Source organism: Salinibacterium sp. SWN248, from assembly GCF_015864575.1.
Taxonomy (GTDB): Bacteria; Actinomycetota; Actinomycetes; order Actinomycetales; family Microbacteriaceae; genus Rhodoglobus.
The window spans coordinates 1,242,266-1,259,642 of sequence record NZ_JADYWW010000001.1; the positions used below are offsets into that span (position 1 = coordinate 1,242,266).

15 protein-coding genes are annotated in these 17,377 nt (G+C 63.1%); 11 read left to right on the forward strand and 4 right to left on the reverse strand.

Annotated elements, in window-relative coordinates:
- Positions 1–25 precede the first annotated feature (25 nt).
- From I6E73_RS05895 to I6E73_RS05920, 6 genes are read left to right on the forward strand one after another with little or no spacing between them, the layout of a single operon-like run.
- A complete protein-coding gene (locus I6E73_RS05895) occupies positions 26–1,039 on the forward strand; it encodes a TIGR03557 family F420-dependent LLM class oxidoreductase (RefSeq protein ID WP_197123821.1) in 1,014 nt (337 codons plus the stop codon).
- Between the two features lie 38 nt (positions 1,040–1,077).
- On the forward strand, positions 1,078–1,866 hold the full coding sequence (gene cofE, locus I6E73_RS05900) for a coenzyme F420-0:L-glutamate ligase (protein ID WP_197123823.1): 789 nt from the start codon (positions 1,078–1,080) through the stop codon (positions 1,864–1,866).
- Between the two features lie 38 nt (positions 1,867–1,904).
- Positions 1,905–2,264: a PLD nuclease N-terminal domain-containing protein gene (locus I6E73_RS05905; RefSeq protein ID WP_197123825.1), complete on the forward strand. Its 360-nt coding sequence runs from the start codon at positions 1,905–1,907 to the stop codon at positions 2,262–2,264.
- A gap of 26 nt (positions 2,265–2,290) precedes the next feature.
- A complete protein-coding gene (locus I6E73_RS05910) occupies positions 2,291–3,286 on the forward strand; it encodes a MoxR family ATPase (RefSeq protein WP_197123827.1) in 996 nt (331 codons plus the stop codon).
- Positions 3,287–3,295: 9 nt separating this feature from the next.
- Entirely contained in the window at positions 3,296–4,666 is a 1,371-nt protein-coding gene (locus I6E73_RS05915) for a DUF58 domain-containing protein (RefSeq protein WP_197123829.1), read from the forward strand.
- Entirely contained in the window at positions 4,653–6,914 is a 2,262-nt protein-coding gene (locus tag I6E73_RS05920; protein WP_197123831.1) for a DUF3488 and transglutaminase-like domain-containing protein, read from the forward strand. The genes I6E73_RS05915 and I6E73_RS05920 overlap by 14 nt, the downstream gene beginning before the upstream one ends.
- A 52-nt stretch (positions 6,915–6,966) precedes the next feature.
- Here the strand turns inward: I6E73_RS05920 and I6E73_RS05925 are convergent, their stop codons facing one another.
- Genes I6E73_RS05925 through I6E73_RS05935 form a run of 3 tightly spaced genes read right to left on the reverse strand, consistent with a single transcriptional unit; the run spans position 6,967 to position 9,756 of the window.
- On the reverse strand, positions 6,967–7,752 hold the full coding sequence (locus I6E73_RS05925) for an ABC transporter ATP-binding protein (protein ID WP_197106079.1): 786 nt from the start codon (positions 7,750–7,752) through the stop codon (positions 6,967–6,969).
- Positions 7,749–8,759, reverse strand: coding sequence for a putative F420-0 ABC transporter permease subunit (locus tag I6E73_RS05930; RefSeq protein WP_197123833.1), 1,011 nt, complete (start codon positions 8,757–8,759; stop codon positions 7,749–7,751). The genes I6E73_RS05925 and I6E73_RS05930 overlap by 4 nt, the downstream gene beginning before the upstream one ends.
- Positions 8,752–9,756 (reverse strand): putative F420-0 ABC transporter substrate-binding protein, encoded by a 1,005-nt coding sequence (locus tag I6E73_RS05935; RefSeq protein ID WP_197123835.1) that lies wholly within the window; start codon positions 9,754–9,756, stop codon positions 8,752–8,754. Before I6E73_RS05935 ends, I6E73_RS05930 begins: the two co-directional genes overlap by 8 nt.
- A 264-nt stretch (positions 9,757–10,020) precedes the next feature.
- Between I6E73_RS05935 and I6E73_RS05940 the strand changes: the two genes are divergently transcribed.
- The 4 genes from I6E73_RS05940 to mutM are packed head-to-tail and all read left to right on the forward strand — an operon-like array spanning position 10,021 to position 12,446.
- A complete protein-coding gene (locus I6E73_RS05940; protein WP_307783833.1) occupies positions 10,021–10,608 on the forward strand; it encodes a YceD family protein in 588 nt (195 codons plus the stop codon).
- Between the two features lie 2 nt (positions 10,609–10,610).
- Positions 10,611–10,814, forward strand: a complete 204-nt coding sequence (gene rpmF, locus I6E73_RS05945) for a 50S ribosomal protein L32 (RefSeq protein ID WP_009772721.1) — start codon at positions 10,611–10,613, stop codon at positions 10,812–10,814.
- Positions 10,815–10,839: 25 nt separating this feature from the next.
- Positions 10,840–11,541: a ribonuclease III gene (gene rnc / locus I6E73_RS05950; protein ID WP_197123837.1), complete on the forward strand. Its 702-nt coding sequence runs from the start codon at positions 10,840–10,842 to the stop codon at positions 11,539–11,541.
- A gap of 5 nt (positions 11,542–11,546) precedes the next feature.
- Positions 11,547–12,446 (forward strand): bifunctional DNA-formamidopyrimidine glycosylase/DNA-(apurinic or apyrimidinic site) lyase, encoded by a 900-nt coding sequence (gene mutM, locus I6E73_RS05955; RefSeq protein ID WP_197123839.1) that lies wholly within the window; start codon positions 11,547–11,549, stop codon positions 12,444–12,446.
- On the opposite strand, the gene I6E73_RS05960 is transcribed toward mutM, so the two are convergent.
- Complete coding sequence (locus tag I6E73_RS05960) at positions 12,443–13,513, reverse strand: GNAT family N-acetyltransferase (protein WP_197123841.1); 1,071 nt, start codon at positions 13,511–13,513, stop codon at positions 12,443–12,445. The genes mutM and I6E73_RS05960 overlap by 4 nt on opposite strands.
- A gap of 207 nt (positions 13,514–13,720) precedes the next feature.
- Between I6E73_RS05960 and smc the strand changes: the two genes are divergently transcribed.
- A complete protein-coding gene (gene smc / locus I6E73_RS05965; RefSeq protein ID WP_197123843.1) occupies positions 13,721–17,353 on the forward strand; it encodes a chromosome segregation protein SMC in 3,633 nt (1,210 codons plus the stop codon).
- Positions 17,354–17,377: the final 24 nt, after the last annotated feature.

Here is a 17,377-nt window from a genome sequence, read left to right on the forward strand (position 1 = left end):
GGGCAATGCACGCCACAATAGACGGATGCCCGTGACAGTTTCTGCACCTCATATCGGCTACGCCGCTATGCTCGAACGGTTCGCTCCACGTGACGTCATGGAGAGTGCGCAGTACGCCGAATCGCAAGGATTTCGTGGGGTGATGGCCGCCGACCACTACCAGCCGTGGGTTCCCCAGCAGGGGCAGGCGTCCTTCGTGTGGAACGTGCTGAGCGCTCTGGGCGAAACCACTACCGGCGATCTCGGCACGGGAGTCACCGCGCCCACGTTTCGTTGGCATCCGGCAATGGTCGCCCAAGCATCCGCGACGCTGGCCGCGATGAATCCGGGGCGGCACTGGCTCGGCCTCGGCAGCGGCGAAGCTATCAACGAACACATCGTCGGCCAGTACTGGCCAGAAGCCCCTGAACGCATCAACCGCATGTTCGAAGCCGTCGAGATCATCAAGAAACTGTTTGCTTCGGGGCTCGGCAACAAGGACGTGCGACACGAAGGCCAGTTTTATCGCCTCGAATCGACCCGACTGTGGACGATGCCCGAGGTTGCCCCCGAAATCCTAGTCGCGACCGCAGGACCGGTCGCCGCTAAACGTGCCGGCAAAACTGTCGACGGGCTCATCACCGAAGCGGCACCCCTCGACAAAGTCGACATGCTGCTCAAACGATTCGCCGAAGGCGCACGAGAAGCCGGCCGCGCATCCGAGAGCCAGAGCCGCGTGCTGCGGCTGCACTTGAGCTGGGCCGAAACAGACGAACAGGCCATGCGCAACGCGCTCACCGAATGGCCAAACGGTGGTCTGCGGTTCGCGAAGAACGACATCCGCTCGCCCTTCGAGCTTGAGCAACTGGCGCGCATGGTGCGCCCAGAAGACTTCGAGGGGCGGATGCCCGTCAGCGCCGACCCTGACGTGCATCGCGCCTACATCCAGAGCTACCTCGATCTCGGATTTGACCGCATCTACCTCCACAATGTCGGACGCAATCAGCGCGAGTTTCTCACGGTCTTCGGGCGTGACGTGCTTCCGGCACTGCGCAAGTAGTGACTGCGCCACGAATGCCGCAGACTAGACGCGTGAGAATGAGCGCATGGGCCGTGCCCGGTATCCCCGAAATTCAGTCCGGCGACAGCCTTCTTGAGGCGATTACGACGGCCCTCGTTGCAGACTCCGATGACGTGAACTCGGGAGGCCTCGCCGACGGCGACATCCTCACCGTCACCTCCAAGATCGTGAGCAAGGCCGAAGGTCGTTCTGTCGAGGCTGCCGATCGCGAACAAGCCATCACCGACGAAACCGTGCGGATTGTGGCCTCGCGCGAGCACCCCAACGGTGTCACTCGCATTGTCGAAAACCGTTTGGGGCTCGTGATGGCGGCGGCGGGCGTTGACTCGAGCAACACTCCTGACGGCATCGTTCTCCTGCTCCCGCTCGACCCCGATGCGACCGCCCGCGAGCTCTGCGCTGGGCTCCGGGAGCGCTTTGGCGTGACCGTGGGCATGGTGATTACGGATACCGTGGGCAGGCCCTGGCGCAAGGGACAAGCCGACATCGCGATTGGTGCGGCCGGCATCCATGTTCTCGATGATTTGCGCGGAACCGCGGATGCTTCAGGTCGCCCGCTTGCGGTCAGTGTCACGGCGCTCGCCGATGAAGTTGCTGCCGCTACAGATTTGGTCAAAGGGAAGGCCGGGGGATTGCCCGTTGCGGTCGTTCGTGGGCTAGGTCAGCACGTCGCTGATCTCGACGCTCCCGGTGCGCGATCCCTCGTGCGGTCAGGCCCCGAGGACATGTTTAGTCTGGGCACAAAAGAGGCGTGGATGGCGGGCTTCGATGAGGCCTACAACACCGTCGAAACTAAAGAAGACTAATACTCGACTGTCGGGGAGTTTGCCTCTACGATGAGCGGATGGGGAGTCTCATTTCGCTCGCGTACTTCGCGTTGCTCATCTCAGTGTTGATCGACATCATCCTGATTGATGAATCGCGCATCAAGCATCTCGGCAAGGTCACCTGGATCTTTCTCGTGATCTTCATGCCCTTCATCGGCAGCATTCTCTGGTTTGCGATCGGCCGTGAGCATCAGTCCACCGCGCCTAACTCTCTGCCCTTTGGCGCCCCCGAGCGCCGCGCGAGCCTCCCCTCAATGGAGACAAGCACAACCGAAGCCGAGATCGCGAAACTCGACGCTGAGATTGAATACTTTCAGCGCCAAGAAAAAATCCGTGCCCTTGAAGATGAACTGCGCAAGCGTAAGCAATTGCCGTAGTGGAAGACCGGTGTAAGACTCGACCCATGGATGCCCCTACCTCCGGGTCACTACCCGACGACGTGTTCCACGATCGCTGTGACGCCATTGTGCGCAGTATTTCGACCGTGATTGATGGCAAGACAGAGGCTGTGCGCTTGGCGCTTACGGTGCTTTTGGCGGAGGGTCATCTGCTCATCGAAGACGTTCCCGGGGTCGGCAAGACTATGCTCGCGCGGGCTCTCGCGCGAACCGTAGACAGCACGGTGTCGCGCGTGCAATTTACGCCAGACTTGCTGCCGGCCGACATCACGGGCGTCTCGGTCTATAACCAAAACACGCGTGAATTCGAGTTCAAAAAGGGGCCGGTATTCGCGAACATTCTCATCGGTGATGAGATCAACCGTGCCAGCCCGAAGACGCAGTCTGCGCTCCTTGAGTGCATGGCAGAGTCGAGTGTCACGGTCGACGGGACTACGTACGAACTGCAAAGCCCGTTCATTGTGGTGGCGACGCAAAATCCCATCGAAATGGAGGGCACCTATCCGCTGCCTGAAGCTCAGCGTGACCGGTTTATGGCCCGCATTTCGATGGGCTATCCGGATGCCGCAGCCGAGCTAGAGATGTTGCGCTCACGGGAGCTAAGCAGCCCTCTTGACGCGCTCACGGCCGTGGTCTCCGTTGAGCAGTTGCGCGAGCTCATCGCGACGGTGCGACGAGTATTTGTGAGCACCGCGGTCGAAGAGTATGCGGTTGCGATTGCTCAGGCGACGCGTCGTGACCCCGAGGTGCGGTTGGGTGCTAGCCCGCGGGCTACGCTCCATCTGGTGCGGGCGGCGAAGGCTCGGGCGGCGATTGATGGTCGTGACTTCGTGTTGCCCGATGACATCGATGCGCTTGCCGTGACAGTGCTGGCGCACCGCATGATTCCGGCGCGCCATGCGGCTCAGTCCTCCACGGTTCTGACGGGTCATTCGATCGCTGCTGTGATTGAGCGCATCGTTGCGGAGACGCCGGTTCCGGTCAATTCGGTCGCGTCCTAGCGGACTCTCATGTCTCGCCTTCGCCCTCTTCGAGCACTCTCTGTCGCGTTGCGTGTCGTGAGGCTCACCAACCGCGGGAGTACCTTTCTCGTGCTGGGCGGGGCCGCACTTGTGGCGGGTTATGCGGCTGGTATGCCGATTCTGTTATATTCCGGATGCTTCGCTCTCGCGTTACCCCTCATGGCTGCTGTGCTGGTGCGCTCGCGGGAATCCGCGCTGTCGGTGAGCCGACAGTGTGCGTTTCCCGTTGTGGAGGCGGGAACCACGAGCCTTGTCACGGTGCGAGTCGATAATCACGCGCGCACGGGACTTCGCGGAGCGCACTGGGCCGATGGCCTGCCGTGGTCTCCGTGGGCTACAGCCAGTGGCTGGATGCCGCCGCTCTCGGCGCGAGTCGGTGGCCTCAACCAGCGCAGTGCAGCCCAGCTCTCCTATTCGCTTACGCCGCGCGATCGTGGAATTTTTGAGATTGGTCCACTCTTGCTGCAGAGCAGCGACCCGCTCTCGCTGGCGCTCGGCTCGTGGAGTGTCGGCGCTGTCACCGAGTTGACGGTCACGCCGCGGGTTGTCACGCTGGCGCAGTCCGCGTTGCTCGCCCAGTCGGGCGATGGGGAGGCTCGTGTGCTCCAACGTCGGTCGGCCGGTGACGATGACGATGCGATGACCAGGGAGTATCGCCGTGGCGATGCGATGCGACGGGTGCACTGGCGAGCATCCGCCCGGCACGGCAGCCTGATGGTGCGCCAAGAGGAGCAGCACAGTTATCCCGAAGCTCGCATCATTGTGGATACGAGAATTGCAGGGTATCCGGATGCCAGCCGCAACGATTCGGTGCGACTCTCGAGCGGAGCCGTTGCGGCAGCCGCGCGCAGCCCTCGCTTCGAGTGGGTCGTCAGCATGCTTGCCTCTGCCGCCGTGCAACTGAAGCGCGAAGGCTTTCTGGTGGAGATCATTGAGACTGGTCCCTCGCAGCTGGCGGATGCCTCAATCGTGCATCGACGGGCCGCCGACGAACACGAATTTCTGACCCGTCTCGCAACCTTCGGCCCCGTCGATAGTGCGCCGGGCTGGTGGGGTGAGCCAGTGCCCAGCACGAGCGCGGGCGGGCCGGTATTGGCTCTGGTCGCGCATCCTGAGCCGGAGACGGTGTCGTATTTGCGGCGGCAAGCCCTTCCGGGAGTTCTCGCCGTTGCGTTCGTGGTGGAATCCTCGTCGAGTTTTGGAGATTTCACGCGGTCGGGCGACCGTGCTCGCCAGCCCGCCGGTGACGAGCTGCGCGATGCCGGGTGGAAAGTAATTTCGGTGCAATCCTTCGATGACGTTGGCGATGCCTGGACCTCGTTTGTGGCGGAATCGAGGGCACACCGTGACAACAACTGAAGAGAGTCGGGCGCGCAGTGTGCGCGACCACGAACAACGCGTGCGTACGTGGTCGCTCAGCGGCGCTCTGGCTCTGGCACTGGGGGTCGCGGCGAGCAGCCTCGGCGAGGTGCTTACGGAGGGCGCGTGGTGGTTCCCGTACGTTGGAATTGTGCTTGTCGTTCTTGCGGCGGCCGCCGTGGGCCACACGCTGATTTCACGCGCCTGGATCGGGTCGCTCATCGGCGCCGCGGTCGGCTTGGCGACACTCACCTTGTTCTTCGCAGCCACCACAGCCTTGGTGGGCATCGTGCCAACGTTCACCACTTTCGCGCGATTCGCGACCCTCATAGCGCAGGGGCAATCGTCCATGGAAGCTCAGCGCTTTCCCGCGGATGCCGATATGAGCATCGTGTTTCTGATCTGCCTCGGCGCGCTCGCACTCTCGATCGCAATGGACGTCATCGCGTTCGTGCTGCGTAAGCCGGCGTTTACGGCGCTCCCGCTGCTCATCCTGTTGGCGGTTCCGGCTTTTGTGCGAAGCGAACTGCACGATGCTCTCAGCTTTGCGGTGACCGCTCTCGCCTATGTGGGCATCCTTCTCGTCGCGGGGGAGCGCACGACGATGCGTGCCGCCTGGCCTGTTGTGGCAAGCGCGCTCGTGTTGGCTCTCGTCGTGCCCGTGGTGCTCCCGAGTGTTGAGCCGGCGGAGCCATCTCCTGGCACTCCGGGGATCATCGCTACCGGGGTGAACCCGATCCTCAATCTGAGTAACGATCTTCGACGCGATTCTCCGCTGTTGGCGCTGACGTACACCTCGGAACGGGGAGATGAATACCTGCGGGTCGCTGCTCTGGATGAGTTCACGGACGAAACGTGGAGTCCGTCGGAGCGCGAGATTGACGACTCCAACACCGTTGAAGAGTTTGCGCCTTCGCCGGGGCTGTCGGCGGAGGTGCCTCGCACCGAGAGCGTCATGCAGATTCAGATTCAACGCTTGCGGGGAAAGCTGCTGCCCGTTCCTTACGCGACCACGAGCATTGCGGATGTCGGGCGCGGTTGGGCCTGGGAACCTGAGGGCTTAACGGTGTCGACATCGTTCGCAAACTCCAAGGGTCAAAGCTACGAAGCCTCGTACATCACCGCTGCCCCCACGATCGAACAGTTGGAGGCAGCGCCGACGGAGTTGCCCGCTGGTTTTGAGAAGTACGTGGCGCTGCCGGAGTCGCTGCCGGCTGTGGTGGCTGAGACAGCGCAGCAAGTGGCCGGTGACGAAGCGACCAGGTTCGATCAGGCGCTGGCGCTTCAATCGTTCTTTCGTAATGGCGACTTTGTTTACTCCGAGGAGTCTCCGGTTGCCGACGACTATGACGGTTCGGGCGCCGAGGTACTCGCCGCATTTCTCTCTGCCAAGAGCGGCTATTGCGTGCATTTTGCGTCAGCGATGGCAGCGATGGCGCGCACCCTCGACATCCCTTCTCGCGTGGTCGTCGGCTTCACGCCCGGCCAGCGGAAGGTGGATTCCGAGACCGACGAGGTGAGTTTCGCGGTCACGACAGACAACTTGCATTCGTGGCCTGAGCTCTACTTTCCGACCGTCGGTTGGGTTCGTTTCGAACCAACGACATCCGTGGGCAGCACGCCCCGCTTTGCGCAGAGTGTGAACGATGACCCGAGCACTCCTGACGTTGACGAGTCGAAGCCTGAGCCCACGGCCAGCCCCAGCTCGAGCGCGACGCCGGGTGCGCGTCCCGACCTGCCGCGTGACGACGTGCCGGAGACGCCCGTTCCCGGTTACGGCGAGGTTTCGCCGTGGTGGTGGCTCTTGCTCGCCATTCCGTTCCTGGTGGCGATCCCGGCGCTTGTGCGCGTCATTCGTCGAGCACTGCGACTGGCCGCCGTTGCGCGAGGCGATGTTGCGCTTTCTTGGCGAGAGATTTGCGACAGCGCCGCCGACTTGGGGATAGCCGTTTCCCGCACCGGGACGCCACGTCAACAGTATGAGCAGCTTGCGGCTCAACTCGGCGTCGCGCCCGTCGCGGCGAACTCCGCTAGGCCCCCGTCGGCACCGAGTCCGGAGTCATCGACCGGACTGTCGTCGACCTTGGCGCTCGTGCTCGCGGCAGTTGAAGCGTCGGCGTTCAGTCCGCGCCCGCAACCGGTACGCCGGGCGGCGGTGTCGAGTGTGATCACCTCGCTGCGGTCATCCGTGGGCTGGCGGGCTCGCATGATGGCGGCACTTGCTCCGCGCACGGCCTTCGACCGCTAGCCAGCCGTGCTGCCTGAGGGTGGTGTGGTCTGGGTGAGGGGCGTCCGCGCCGCTACGCGGGGCTGAACCCGATGACAGGCTTGCCCGTGACCGGATTGCGCAGGATGGATGCCGTCACGCCATACACGTCAGCGATCAGCTGTTCCGTCAGCACGGTTTCGGTCGCGCCTGCCGCCACGACGCGGCCATGGGAGAGCACAATGATGTGGTCGCAGTAGCTCGCCGCGAGGGAGAGGTCGTGCAGCGCGGCGAGTACGGTGACGCCGGTGGTGCGCAGGCTCGACAGCAGTTCGAGCACGGCGAGTTGGGCGGCGATGTCGAGGTGGTTGGTCGGTTCGTCGAGGGTGAGTAGTTGCGGTTCTTGGGCGAGGGCGCGGGCAAGCATGACGCGTTGCTTTTCGCCACCAGAGAGGCTCTGGAATTCGCGTTCGCGGAACGCGGTCATTTCCACGGTCTCGAGGCTTGCCGTCACGACGGCAGCGGATTCGGGGGAGTCGGCCTCCCACAGTGACTGGTGCGGCAGGCGCCCGAGCTTCACGACCATGTCGACGGTGAGGGAGGAGTCGGTGGTGGCGTCTTGTTCCACGAACGCGGCGAGGCGCGCGCGTTGGCGACGCGGCATCCCGAGCAGGTCGGCGTTGCCGAATGTGACGGTTCCGGATGCCGGAGCCTGCACGGCAGTTAGGGCCCGCAGCAGGGTGGATTTTCCGGCACCGTTTGGCCCGACGAGAGCGCTGAGGGAGCCTCGCGCTACCGTGCAGTCGACATTGTCGATGAGCAGGGTGCCGTCGATAGTGACGCGGATTCGTTCGGCGACAAGGCCGGTGTCGTCACTCATGTTGAGCTCTTTCGCCGGGTGAGGAGGAACGCGAAGATGGGGGCACCGATCATGGCGGTGACAATGCCGACAGGAATCTCGCGCGGGTCGAAGAGTGTGCGCGCAAGGGTGTCGGCCCAGACGAGAAAGACGGCGCCGAGGAGGGCGCTCAGGGGGAGCAGGGCGCGGTTCCCGGGCCCGACGAGCAGTCGAACGGCATGCGGCAGGATGAGCCCGACGAAGCCGATCGATCCGCTCACCGAGACCATGGCGCCGGTGACGAGGGCGGATGCCGCCAGCAGTCCCCAGCGGGTCGCGCTGACGTTCACTCCGAGCGACGCTGCCTGCACGTCGCCGAAGGCAAAGGAATCGAGCAGCCGTCCCGTAAGCATCACGGGGACTCCGATCACGATGATGGCAACCATGGTGATGCCGACCGCAGGCCAGCGTGCTCCGCTAAGGGAGCCGAGCAGCCACGACAACACTTCACGGTAGGAGTCGCCGTCGACGCTCCAGAAGATGACAAAGCTTGTGACTGCCGAGGCAAGCGCCGAGACGGCGATGCCGGCGAGCACCGTGCGCGACGGGGTGATCGCGCCGAGGGATCCCGCCAACAGCAGCGTGAGGGTCAACGCGAGTAACGCGCCTGCAAATGCGGCAAACGGAAGTAACACGGCGGCGCCAAGCACAATCACTGACACCGCGCCCAGAGCCGCGCCCGATGACAGCCCGAGCAAATACGGGTCGGCGAGTGGGTTGCGCGTAATCGCCTGCATCACCGCACCGCTCAGCGCGAGCCCTGCACCCACTGCCGCAGCGGTGAGCACGCGAGGCAAACGCAACTGCCACACAATGCCATCCCGCAATTCTGTGAGCGGGCTCACTCCGATACCGAGGTGGCTGCCTATCGAGCGCCAGACCTCATCGAAGCGGATGTCGGCAGGGCCAATCGTCACCGCGATGGTGATCGACACGAGAAGTGCGATCCCCAGCGCGGTGCCGAAGGCGAGCGGAGAAACTTTAGCCATCGAGCTCCGCAATTTGAGCCGACAAGCTTTCGGCAGCTTCAACACTGCGTACGCCGGCCTCGCTCGCCGCGAACGGCACCACGAGGTAACGGCCAGCCTTCACAGCGCTGAGGTTCGCGGTGGCGGGGTTGGCCTCAAGCACGTCGATCTTGCTGTCTGCGGTGTTCCAGGCGGCATCCACGAGCACAATGAAGTCGGGGTCGGCGTCAACGACGGCTTCCCAGTTGAAGGGAGCCCACGTCGAGTCGATGTCTCCAGCGATGTTGGTGAGGCCAACTGTGTCGAGCAGCAGCTGCGGTGCTCCGATGCCGGCGCCGACGTAAGGAGTGTCGGAGCCCGAGGAGAACCAGAGAGCGGTGCGGGAGTCACCGTTGGCATCGATCGCGGCCAGTTGTGCCCGCTGTTCATCGACGATCTCGGTGGCATCCACGCGGAAGATCGAGGCAACCGTCTCGATGTCGCTGAAGACGTTGTCGAAGCTGAGCTGTTCAGGCTGTTCTGCGCTTTGGCAGGCGGAGGGAGCCACGAAGGTGTTGATGCCGAGAGAAGTGAGGTCGGCGCGCTCGCCGGCGCCGTCAGCGCTGAACGTTGATTCCCACCCGGCAAAGACAAGGTCGGGCTCGAGATCGAGAACGGCTTCTTCGCTCGGCACGCGCTCAGCAATCGAGGTCAGGCCCGCAGCATCGGATGCCCACTGTTCGGGCACAGGGCCGTCCTGAAACGCGGTTCCAATGATGCGATCGCCGAGGCCGAGCGCCAGAAGCATCTCGGTTGTTGACGACTTGATCGTGATGACGCGCTCGGGAGCGGAGTCGAAGGTGACATCGAAGCCACAATTGCTGAGCTCAACCGATTGCGTCGCAGCATCGGGCGACGTGGCGTCGGTCTCGTCAGCGGCAGCAGCGCATCCGCTCAACGCAAGAACAGAGACGCCTGCCAGCAGCGCGGTGCGGGAGAACGCGGAACGGGATAAAACGGAACGAGACAGTGCAGACATGGAGCCTTCCAAGAAACGGGTGAATGGGCGCGAGAATGCGCCACAAAGAACGAAAAGTGTTTCGAGAAGACCGGCAGCCCAATCCTGGGCAAACCAACCACGCCATACCAAGCGCACGGGTCTGTCGCACCAGTCTAGAGAGGTACAAAGCCTCATGCCTACACCGACCCACGCGGTCTGGCGTGCTCATCCGTGGGTTAGCTGACTGAGCGATTGCTGACCGGGGGCGACAGGGGAGCCGTTGCGGGGGTAGAATCGACGATCGTGTCTAGAATCAACGAGAGTCCGTATGCCGTGTTGGTGCGCGATCTCATTCACCGCCCAGGCGAGATGAGAGAGCACTCCATTCAGGTCGTCGTACCCGAAACCTTTGGTACCGCCGTTGTTGGGGTAGAAAAGGGTTCGAAACTGTCCGTCAAGGGCCGTTTTGAGTCACTCCACGACGGCATTCTTGTGGATGCTGTGGTGTCGGGCAAAGCGCAAGCAGAGTGTGTTCGTTGCCTCATTGACGTCACCCTGCCTGTCCGAGTCGAGTTTCAAGAACTTTTCGCGTATTCTGAGGACGAAGCTTTCGACTACACGGTTATCGACGAATACATCGATCTAGAACCTGTAGTGCGGGATTCGGTAGTGTTGTCACTGCCGTTCCAGCCGGTCTGTCAAAAGGATTGTCTTGGCCTGTGCCCCGAGTGTGGGGTTCGGTTGCTCGATAATCCAGGACACGAACACGAAGCGCCCATCGATGCTCGCTGGGCGGCGTTGGCCGGCCTCCAAGATTTCACGCAAGACTCGCATGACCAGAACTCGCACGACGCGAACGATTCACCTGAGACCCAAGAAGAAAAGAGTTAGCCATGGCAGTACCGAAGCGCAAGATGTCGCGGGCCAGCACCCGCATGCGCCGCGCCCAGTGGAAGGCAACCCCTCCCACCCTCGTCAAGACCGTTGAAAACGGCAAGACTGTTTACAGCCTGCCGCACCGCGCCAAGGTAGTCGAAGACTCCGCTGGCACGCCCCTGTACATGGAGTACAAGGGCCGCAAGGTCGCTGACGTTTAACTAGTCTTCACATTCTCGAGTCGAAATGGCGATGACGGGCTCTGCCTCACCGGTTGAGCTCTCTGCTGTGCTCGGGGTCGCTATTGACCCCGAGTTGCTCACGCTCGCGTTGACACACCGCTCTTTCGCGTACGAAAACGGCGGAATCGCGCACAACGAGCGACTCGAATTTCTTGGTGACTCAATTCTTGGCCAGGCAGTAACGGTCAAGCTGTATCGCGATAACCCGGAGCTTGACGAGGGAGACCTTGCCAAGCGTCGGGCTAGTCTCGTTTCTTCTGTAGCGCTCGCTGAAATTGCGCGCCTGATCGGCCTTGGCGCGTTCATTCGCCTCGGCAAGGGAGAAGAGCAGACGGGCGGCCGCGAAAAGCCGTCCATTTTGGCGGACACCGTTGAGGCAATCATCGGTGCCGCCTACCTCGACCTCGGCGAGGACGAAGCCACCGCGCTCGTCCTTCGCCTCGTCGCCCCGTTGCTTGCCGACCCTGAGCGGTTTGGCGCAGCGATGGATCCCAAGACGAGCCTTCAAGAGCTCGCCGCCCAAATCGGGCGTGGGGCTCCCGACTATCGCATCGAAGATAGCGGCCCCGATCACTCCAAGCGTTTTCACGCGAGTGTCTGCCTCGACGATGAAGTTATCGCGACGGGTATCGGCTCCAGCAAGAAGCAGGCCGAAATGGCTGCAGCGCTCGAAGCCTGGACTAGCCTCCAAGCCGCAGCGAAGTAACTGGCGTGCCCGAACTTCCCGAAGTTGAAGTGGTGCGCGCAGGGCTTGAACCGGCCGTTACCGGCGCGACTGCGGCATCCGTCACCGTGTTTGACGAGCGCTCTCTGCGCCGTCATGAGGGCCCGAGCGAAGACTTCATTGACCGTCTGACCGGTCGCACGTTTCTCACGCCTCAACGCCGCGGCAAGTTCATGTGGCTCCCTCTCGCCGATAGCGCCGAGGCTCACGGTGAAGCGCTCGTCACACATCTCGGTATGAGCGGGCAAGTACTTCTGCGCGATCGGAGCACGGATGACCGGCTCACGCGCATCCGCATCGAACTTGATCATCCTGACCACGGCGCACTGCGCCTCAACTTTGTCGACCAACGTATTTTCGGCTCGATGGCGATCGACAGCATGCTGTCCACTGTTGATCAGCCCGCTTTCGCGGTGCCGAGCCAAGTGGCACACATTGCGCGTGACCCGCTCGACCCCTTCTTTGACGACGCCAAGTTCTTGCGCTCGTTGAAGGCCAAGCGCACGACGGTGAAGCGGGCGCTGCTCGATCAAACCCTGATCAGCGGTATCGGTAATATCTACGTCGACGAAGCGCTCTGGGCGGCGCGCGTGCACTACAACCAGCCCACCGAGACGCTGAGTCGTGCAAAGGCCGTGCTGCTACTCACCGAAGTGCGGGCGGTGTTCTCCAAGGCTCTCGCCGAGGGCGGCACGAGCTTCGACACGCAGTACCTCAACGTGAACGGTGAGTCCGGCTACTTCGCGCACTCGCTCAACGTCTATGGTCAGCAGGGGCGGGCGTGCCCGCGCTGCGGTCGCGAGGTCGTGCGCGAGCAGTTCATGAACCGTGGCTCGCATTTTTGTAAGTTCTGCCAGCGTATTCGCGTGAGTCAGTCCGCGAGCTAGCGCAACTCTTTCTTCCACGCGCCTTCAGAACCGATGGGAACAAAGCCGACCGCTTCGTTCACCGAGAGCATGGGGCGATTCTCCGCCGCGTTGTAGGTGATGACCGAGGGATGGCCGGGCGCGACTCGTTGGAGATGCGCCAGATTCAACACCTTGAGCAGGTTGCCGAGGCGGTGACCGCGGTGCTCGCTCAGGACGATCGTGTTGTCTTGGAGCACCGCGAATTCCGGCTGCTCTGGCACGGTGAGCGCGGTGTAGGCCACCAATTCTGCTGAGGCTACGTGCTCAATCGCGGCGTAGACGGTCGTCACCCCGCTAGCGAGCTCGCGTTCGTCGTGATCGACCACTCGTTCTGCGGTCCAGATATCTTCGGGAGGCTCGAGTCCCGCACTGGGTTCGTCGGTACTCATGCGCGTGTAGAGCAGCGCGAGGTCGTCGCGCCACTGTTCTGGGCACATCCCCACCCACTCGTGCACGGCATAGTCGCGGCTACACCGCGTGATGGCGTCGTCGACGAGGGAGTGCAGGCCCGGTACCGGGAGGGGGAGCCGGCTCACGCGCTCAACCTGCTCGAAGCTGTACTGCTGCGACTGCAGAAACTGGGTGCCGTCACCGTCGCGAGGAACGGCGCCAAAGCCCGTGGGGGAGTCCAGTAGCGCACCATCAGTGGGCACGCTTGAGACGTAGACGTGAACTTTGCGCTTGCCCGCATCCGCCGCAATCGTTTCAAGCTCGGCGAGAAGGCGGGCCCCAATACCGCGGCGCCGATAGTCCGGATGCACGTACGCTTCGATCCACGCTGTGTCCGCCTCCTCGCCGACGTTGGTGCTGTAGTCGCCGCGGCCCACGATGCGTCCGCGATCGCGGGCGATGAGCATTCGCCGGTCTTCGAAGGCGCTGGGCTGCCAGGTCGCGAGGGAGACATGCGGGTCGTGCGCCAGCTCGGGGTAATGCTGCACTATCTCGTCGGTCTCATTGCGCAACGCGGTTGCCGCGGTGAAGTCATCCGATCCATCGGCCGAGAGCGCGAGGGGGATCTCGAGGGTCGTGATCTCGATCTCTAACATGAGCGCACCAATCTGCGGGGGTAAGCGCCACGGAGGTAGCCGACCAGAATACGCCGCGGGCCTGCAGCGCGCTAGGGGTTGCGGCGGCGCCCTCTGCGCGGCAGAACGGCCGGACCCCGCGCATCCGGTACCGTATAGCAAGGTTCTGACCAGCAACTTGGTCAGAAATTTGACCAACGCTGAGACCAGCAACGACCGGGCGGTGACGTGTACCTCAAGAGTTTGACCCTCAAAGGGTTCAAGTCGTTCGCTCAACCGACCACTTTTGCGTTCGAACAGGGCGTGACGTGTGTCGTCGGCCCCAACGGTTCGGGCAAGTCGAATGTGGTGGATGCTCTCGCCTGGGTCATGGGCGAGCAGGGTGCCAAAACTTTGCGCGGCGGCAAGATGGAAGACGTCATCTTTGCCGGAACGGCCACCAAGGGCCCGCTGGGTCGTGCCGAGGTAATCCTCACAATCGATAACGCGGATGGCGCGCTGCCGATTGAGTACAGCGAAGTCACTATTAGCCGCACCCTGTTCCGCAACGGCGGCAGCGAATACGCGATCAACGGCACCTCGTGCCGTCTGCTCGACGTTCAAGAGCTCCTCAGCGACTCCGGTCTCGGCCGTGAAATGCACGTCATTGTTGGTCAAGGTCAGCTGGATGCGGTGTTGCACGCCAGCCCCGAAGACCGTCGCGGCTTCATCGAGGAAGCAGCCGGCATCCTCAAGCACCGTCGTCGCAAAGAGAAGACGCTGCGCAAGCTCGACGCGATGCAGGCGAACCTCACGCGCCTCTCCGACTTGGCGGGAGAGATCCGTCGTCAGCTGAAGCCGCTCGGTCAACAGGCCGAGATTGCGAAAGAAGCGGCCTCGATTGCCTCGATCGTTCGGGATGCCCGCGCCAGGCTCCTCGCCGACGAAGTAGTTGAACTGCGCTCGAGCATCAACGACTTCAGCCGCAGCGAGAGCGAACGTAAGACGCAGCGCATCGTCTTGCAAGAGCAGCTCGACCAGAACAAACTGCGCGAAGCCCGCCTCGAGCAAGCCCAAGTCGGTGGCGAAGTAGACGAAGCCCGCCGCGTGGCTTTCGGCCTCGAGTCGGTGCAAGAACGCTTGCGTAGCCTCTACACGCTCGCGAACCAACGACTGTCGTTGCTCGGCCAGCAGAGCGACGCGCCTGTCTCGAGCAACAGCGTCAGTCAGACCCTCGTCGATGAAGTCAAAGCCGGCGCCGATGAACTTGCGACCGGTGTTGAGGATGCCGAGAAGGCCGTCGCCGCAGCCGCTGCCGCAACCGCGACAGCGAAGGCCGCGCTCGACTCCCTCGACGAAGAAATCGCCGCACAAAGCGCGCTCGTTTCGCGTCATGAACTGGAGAGCGCCGGTCTCACCGCTCGCGTTGAAGTCGCCACCTCCACTCTGACCGCAGCGCAGGGTGAACTCGTGCGTCAGCAGCAGGCGCTCGCCGAAGCCCAGGCTCGTCGCGAAGCCGCTCAAGCCGAGTTCGAAGCTCTCGAAACCCAGGCCAGCAACTCCACTGTCGAAAGCGATGGCTCGCTCGACACCGCCTACGAGGCTGCCGAAGCCACAGTTTCGAGCATTCAGGCCGAGATTGAAGCCCTGCGCGAAGCCCTCCACGCCTCCGAGCGCGAGCGCGATGCCTTGGCCGCCCGCAACTCGGCGCTATCCCTCGCGGTTGACCAGAAGGACGGCTCAAGCGCTCTCGTCGCGGCCAAGCTCTCGGGCATCCGCGGTCTCGTTGCTGAGCATGTCAAGATCACCCCCGGCTACGAAGCGGCCATCGCAGCCGCTCTCGGCACCCTTGCGGATGCCGTGCTTGCCGATGACCGCGATTCGGCCATTGATGCGCTGGCCGAGTCTGCCGCGCGCGATTTCGGTCGCGTCGAAGTGGTTGTCGCGAACGCCGCCAAGCAGTCGGTCTCGCTCGGAACGGCGGCCGGAACCATTCCGGCCACCGACGTCGTCACGGCCCCCGACGGAGTGCACGGTCTCCTCACCCACGTTCTCATCGCCGACGATCTTGAGGTCGCCCGCGCCGCGTACGGCTCACTCGCGAACGCCGCCGATCTCACCTTCGTGACTCGCGACGGAGACGTGCTCACGCAGTTCGTGCTGCGTGGCGGCTCTGGTGCGAAGCGCTCTCGCCTCGAGCTCGTTGCCGAGCGGGATGCTGCCGCTGACAAACTCGGCGTCGTCACCACGCAGATCGAGCGCACGAGCTTCGAACTCGACGAGAAGCGCCGCGAGTTGACCTCCGCGAAGACGGATGCTGAACAAGCCCTCGTGACTCTGCGCGAATACGACGCCCAGCTTGCCGCGCAGTCCGAGTTGCTCGGCCGTCACCGCATCCAAGCCGAAGCGGCGCAAGCCGAGTGCGACCGTCTGGCCCGCGCCGTCGATGTTGCCGAAGAAGCCGTGGCCGACGCCACCACCGAAGTGGCTCGCGCGCAGACCGCGGCAGACAAATACCAGGCTGCTCCGCGCCCTATGCTCGACGTCTCCGAACGCGAACCGATGCTGGCCGAAGTGGATGCCGCCCGGGCCCACGAAGTTGAGTTGCGCATTCAAATGGAGACCATCCGCGAGCGAGTGCGCGCCGAGCGTGCCCGCGCCGAACAGTTGGCAGCCCAGCTGGTGCGCGAGCGCGAAGCAGCCCAAGAGCAGGCGCGACTGGCCGTTATTCGTCAACGTCAGATCGCCTCCGCGACCAAGGTCGTAGAGATGCTTCCCGCGGTGCTCGACTCGGTTGATCGTTCGCTCTCCGAAGCACGCGTTGTTCTCGCGTCGAAGGAAGCGGCGCGCTCGGCCCAGAACGAAGAACTCTCCACTCTGCGCCGCGAAGAATCGGCATTGCGTGAACGCCTCTCGGCGGTCAGCGAAAGCGTTCACGGTCTCGAAATGCAGATCTACGAAAAGAAGCTGCATCTCTCCAGTCTCCTCGAACGCTCGGGCGAAGAACTCGGACTCGTCGAAGACGTACTCGTGGCGGAATATGGCCCTGAGGTGCCCGTTCCCGATGACCGTGTGAACGACGAAGCGGCCGAGAGCGCCGCCGTCGCCGAGCCCGATGAGAACTCCGCTGCCACGGAATCTGACGCGAGCCCCGCGGCACCCCAGCCAGACGAGAACGCTGAGCCTGTGGCATCCGGCCGACCGTTTGTGCGTGCCGAACAAGAGGTTCGCCTGCAGAAGGCCGAACGCAAACTTGCGCGCCTTGGCCGGGTGAACCCACTCGCGCTCGAAGAGTTCGATGCGCTCGAGCAGCGCCACAAGTTCTTGACCGAGCAGCTCACCGACCTCACGAACACGCGTAAGGACTTGCTGACAATCATCGATGAGCTCGATGAAAAGATGCAGGTCATCTTCGCGAGCGCATTCGAAGACACCAAGAACGCGTTCAACGATGTCTTCCCGGTGCTGTTCCCCGGTGGCACGGGAAGCATCTTCCTGACCAACCCCGACGAACTGTTGACCACGGGAATCGAAGTCACGGTGAAGCCGGCCGGCAAGAAGATCGAGCGCCTCTCCCTGCTGAGCGGTGGTGAGCGGTCGTTGGCCGCCGTCGCGCTGCTGATCGCCATCTTCAAGGCGCGCCCCAGCCCGTTCTACATCATGGATGAGGTTGAAGCGGCGCTCGACGACGCCAACCTTGGCCGCCTGCTGGCGATCTTTGAAGACTTGCGCCAGACCAGCCAGCTCATCGTCATTACCCACCAAAAGCGCACGATGGAAATCGCGGATGCCCTCTACGGCGTCAGCATGCGTGCCGATGGCATCAGCGCCGTCGTGGGCCAGCGCGTCGCTAAAGAGACGGCGTCAGTCGACGCGAGCTAGATCGTGAGGCGATCGCTCGTGATG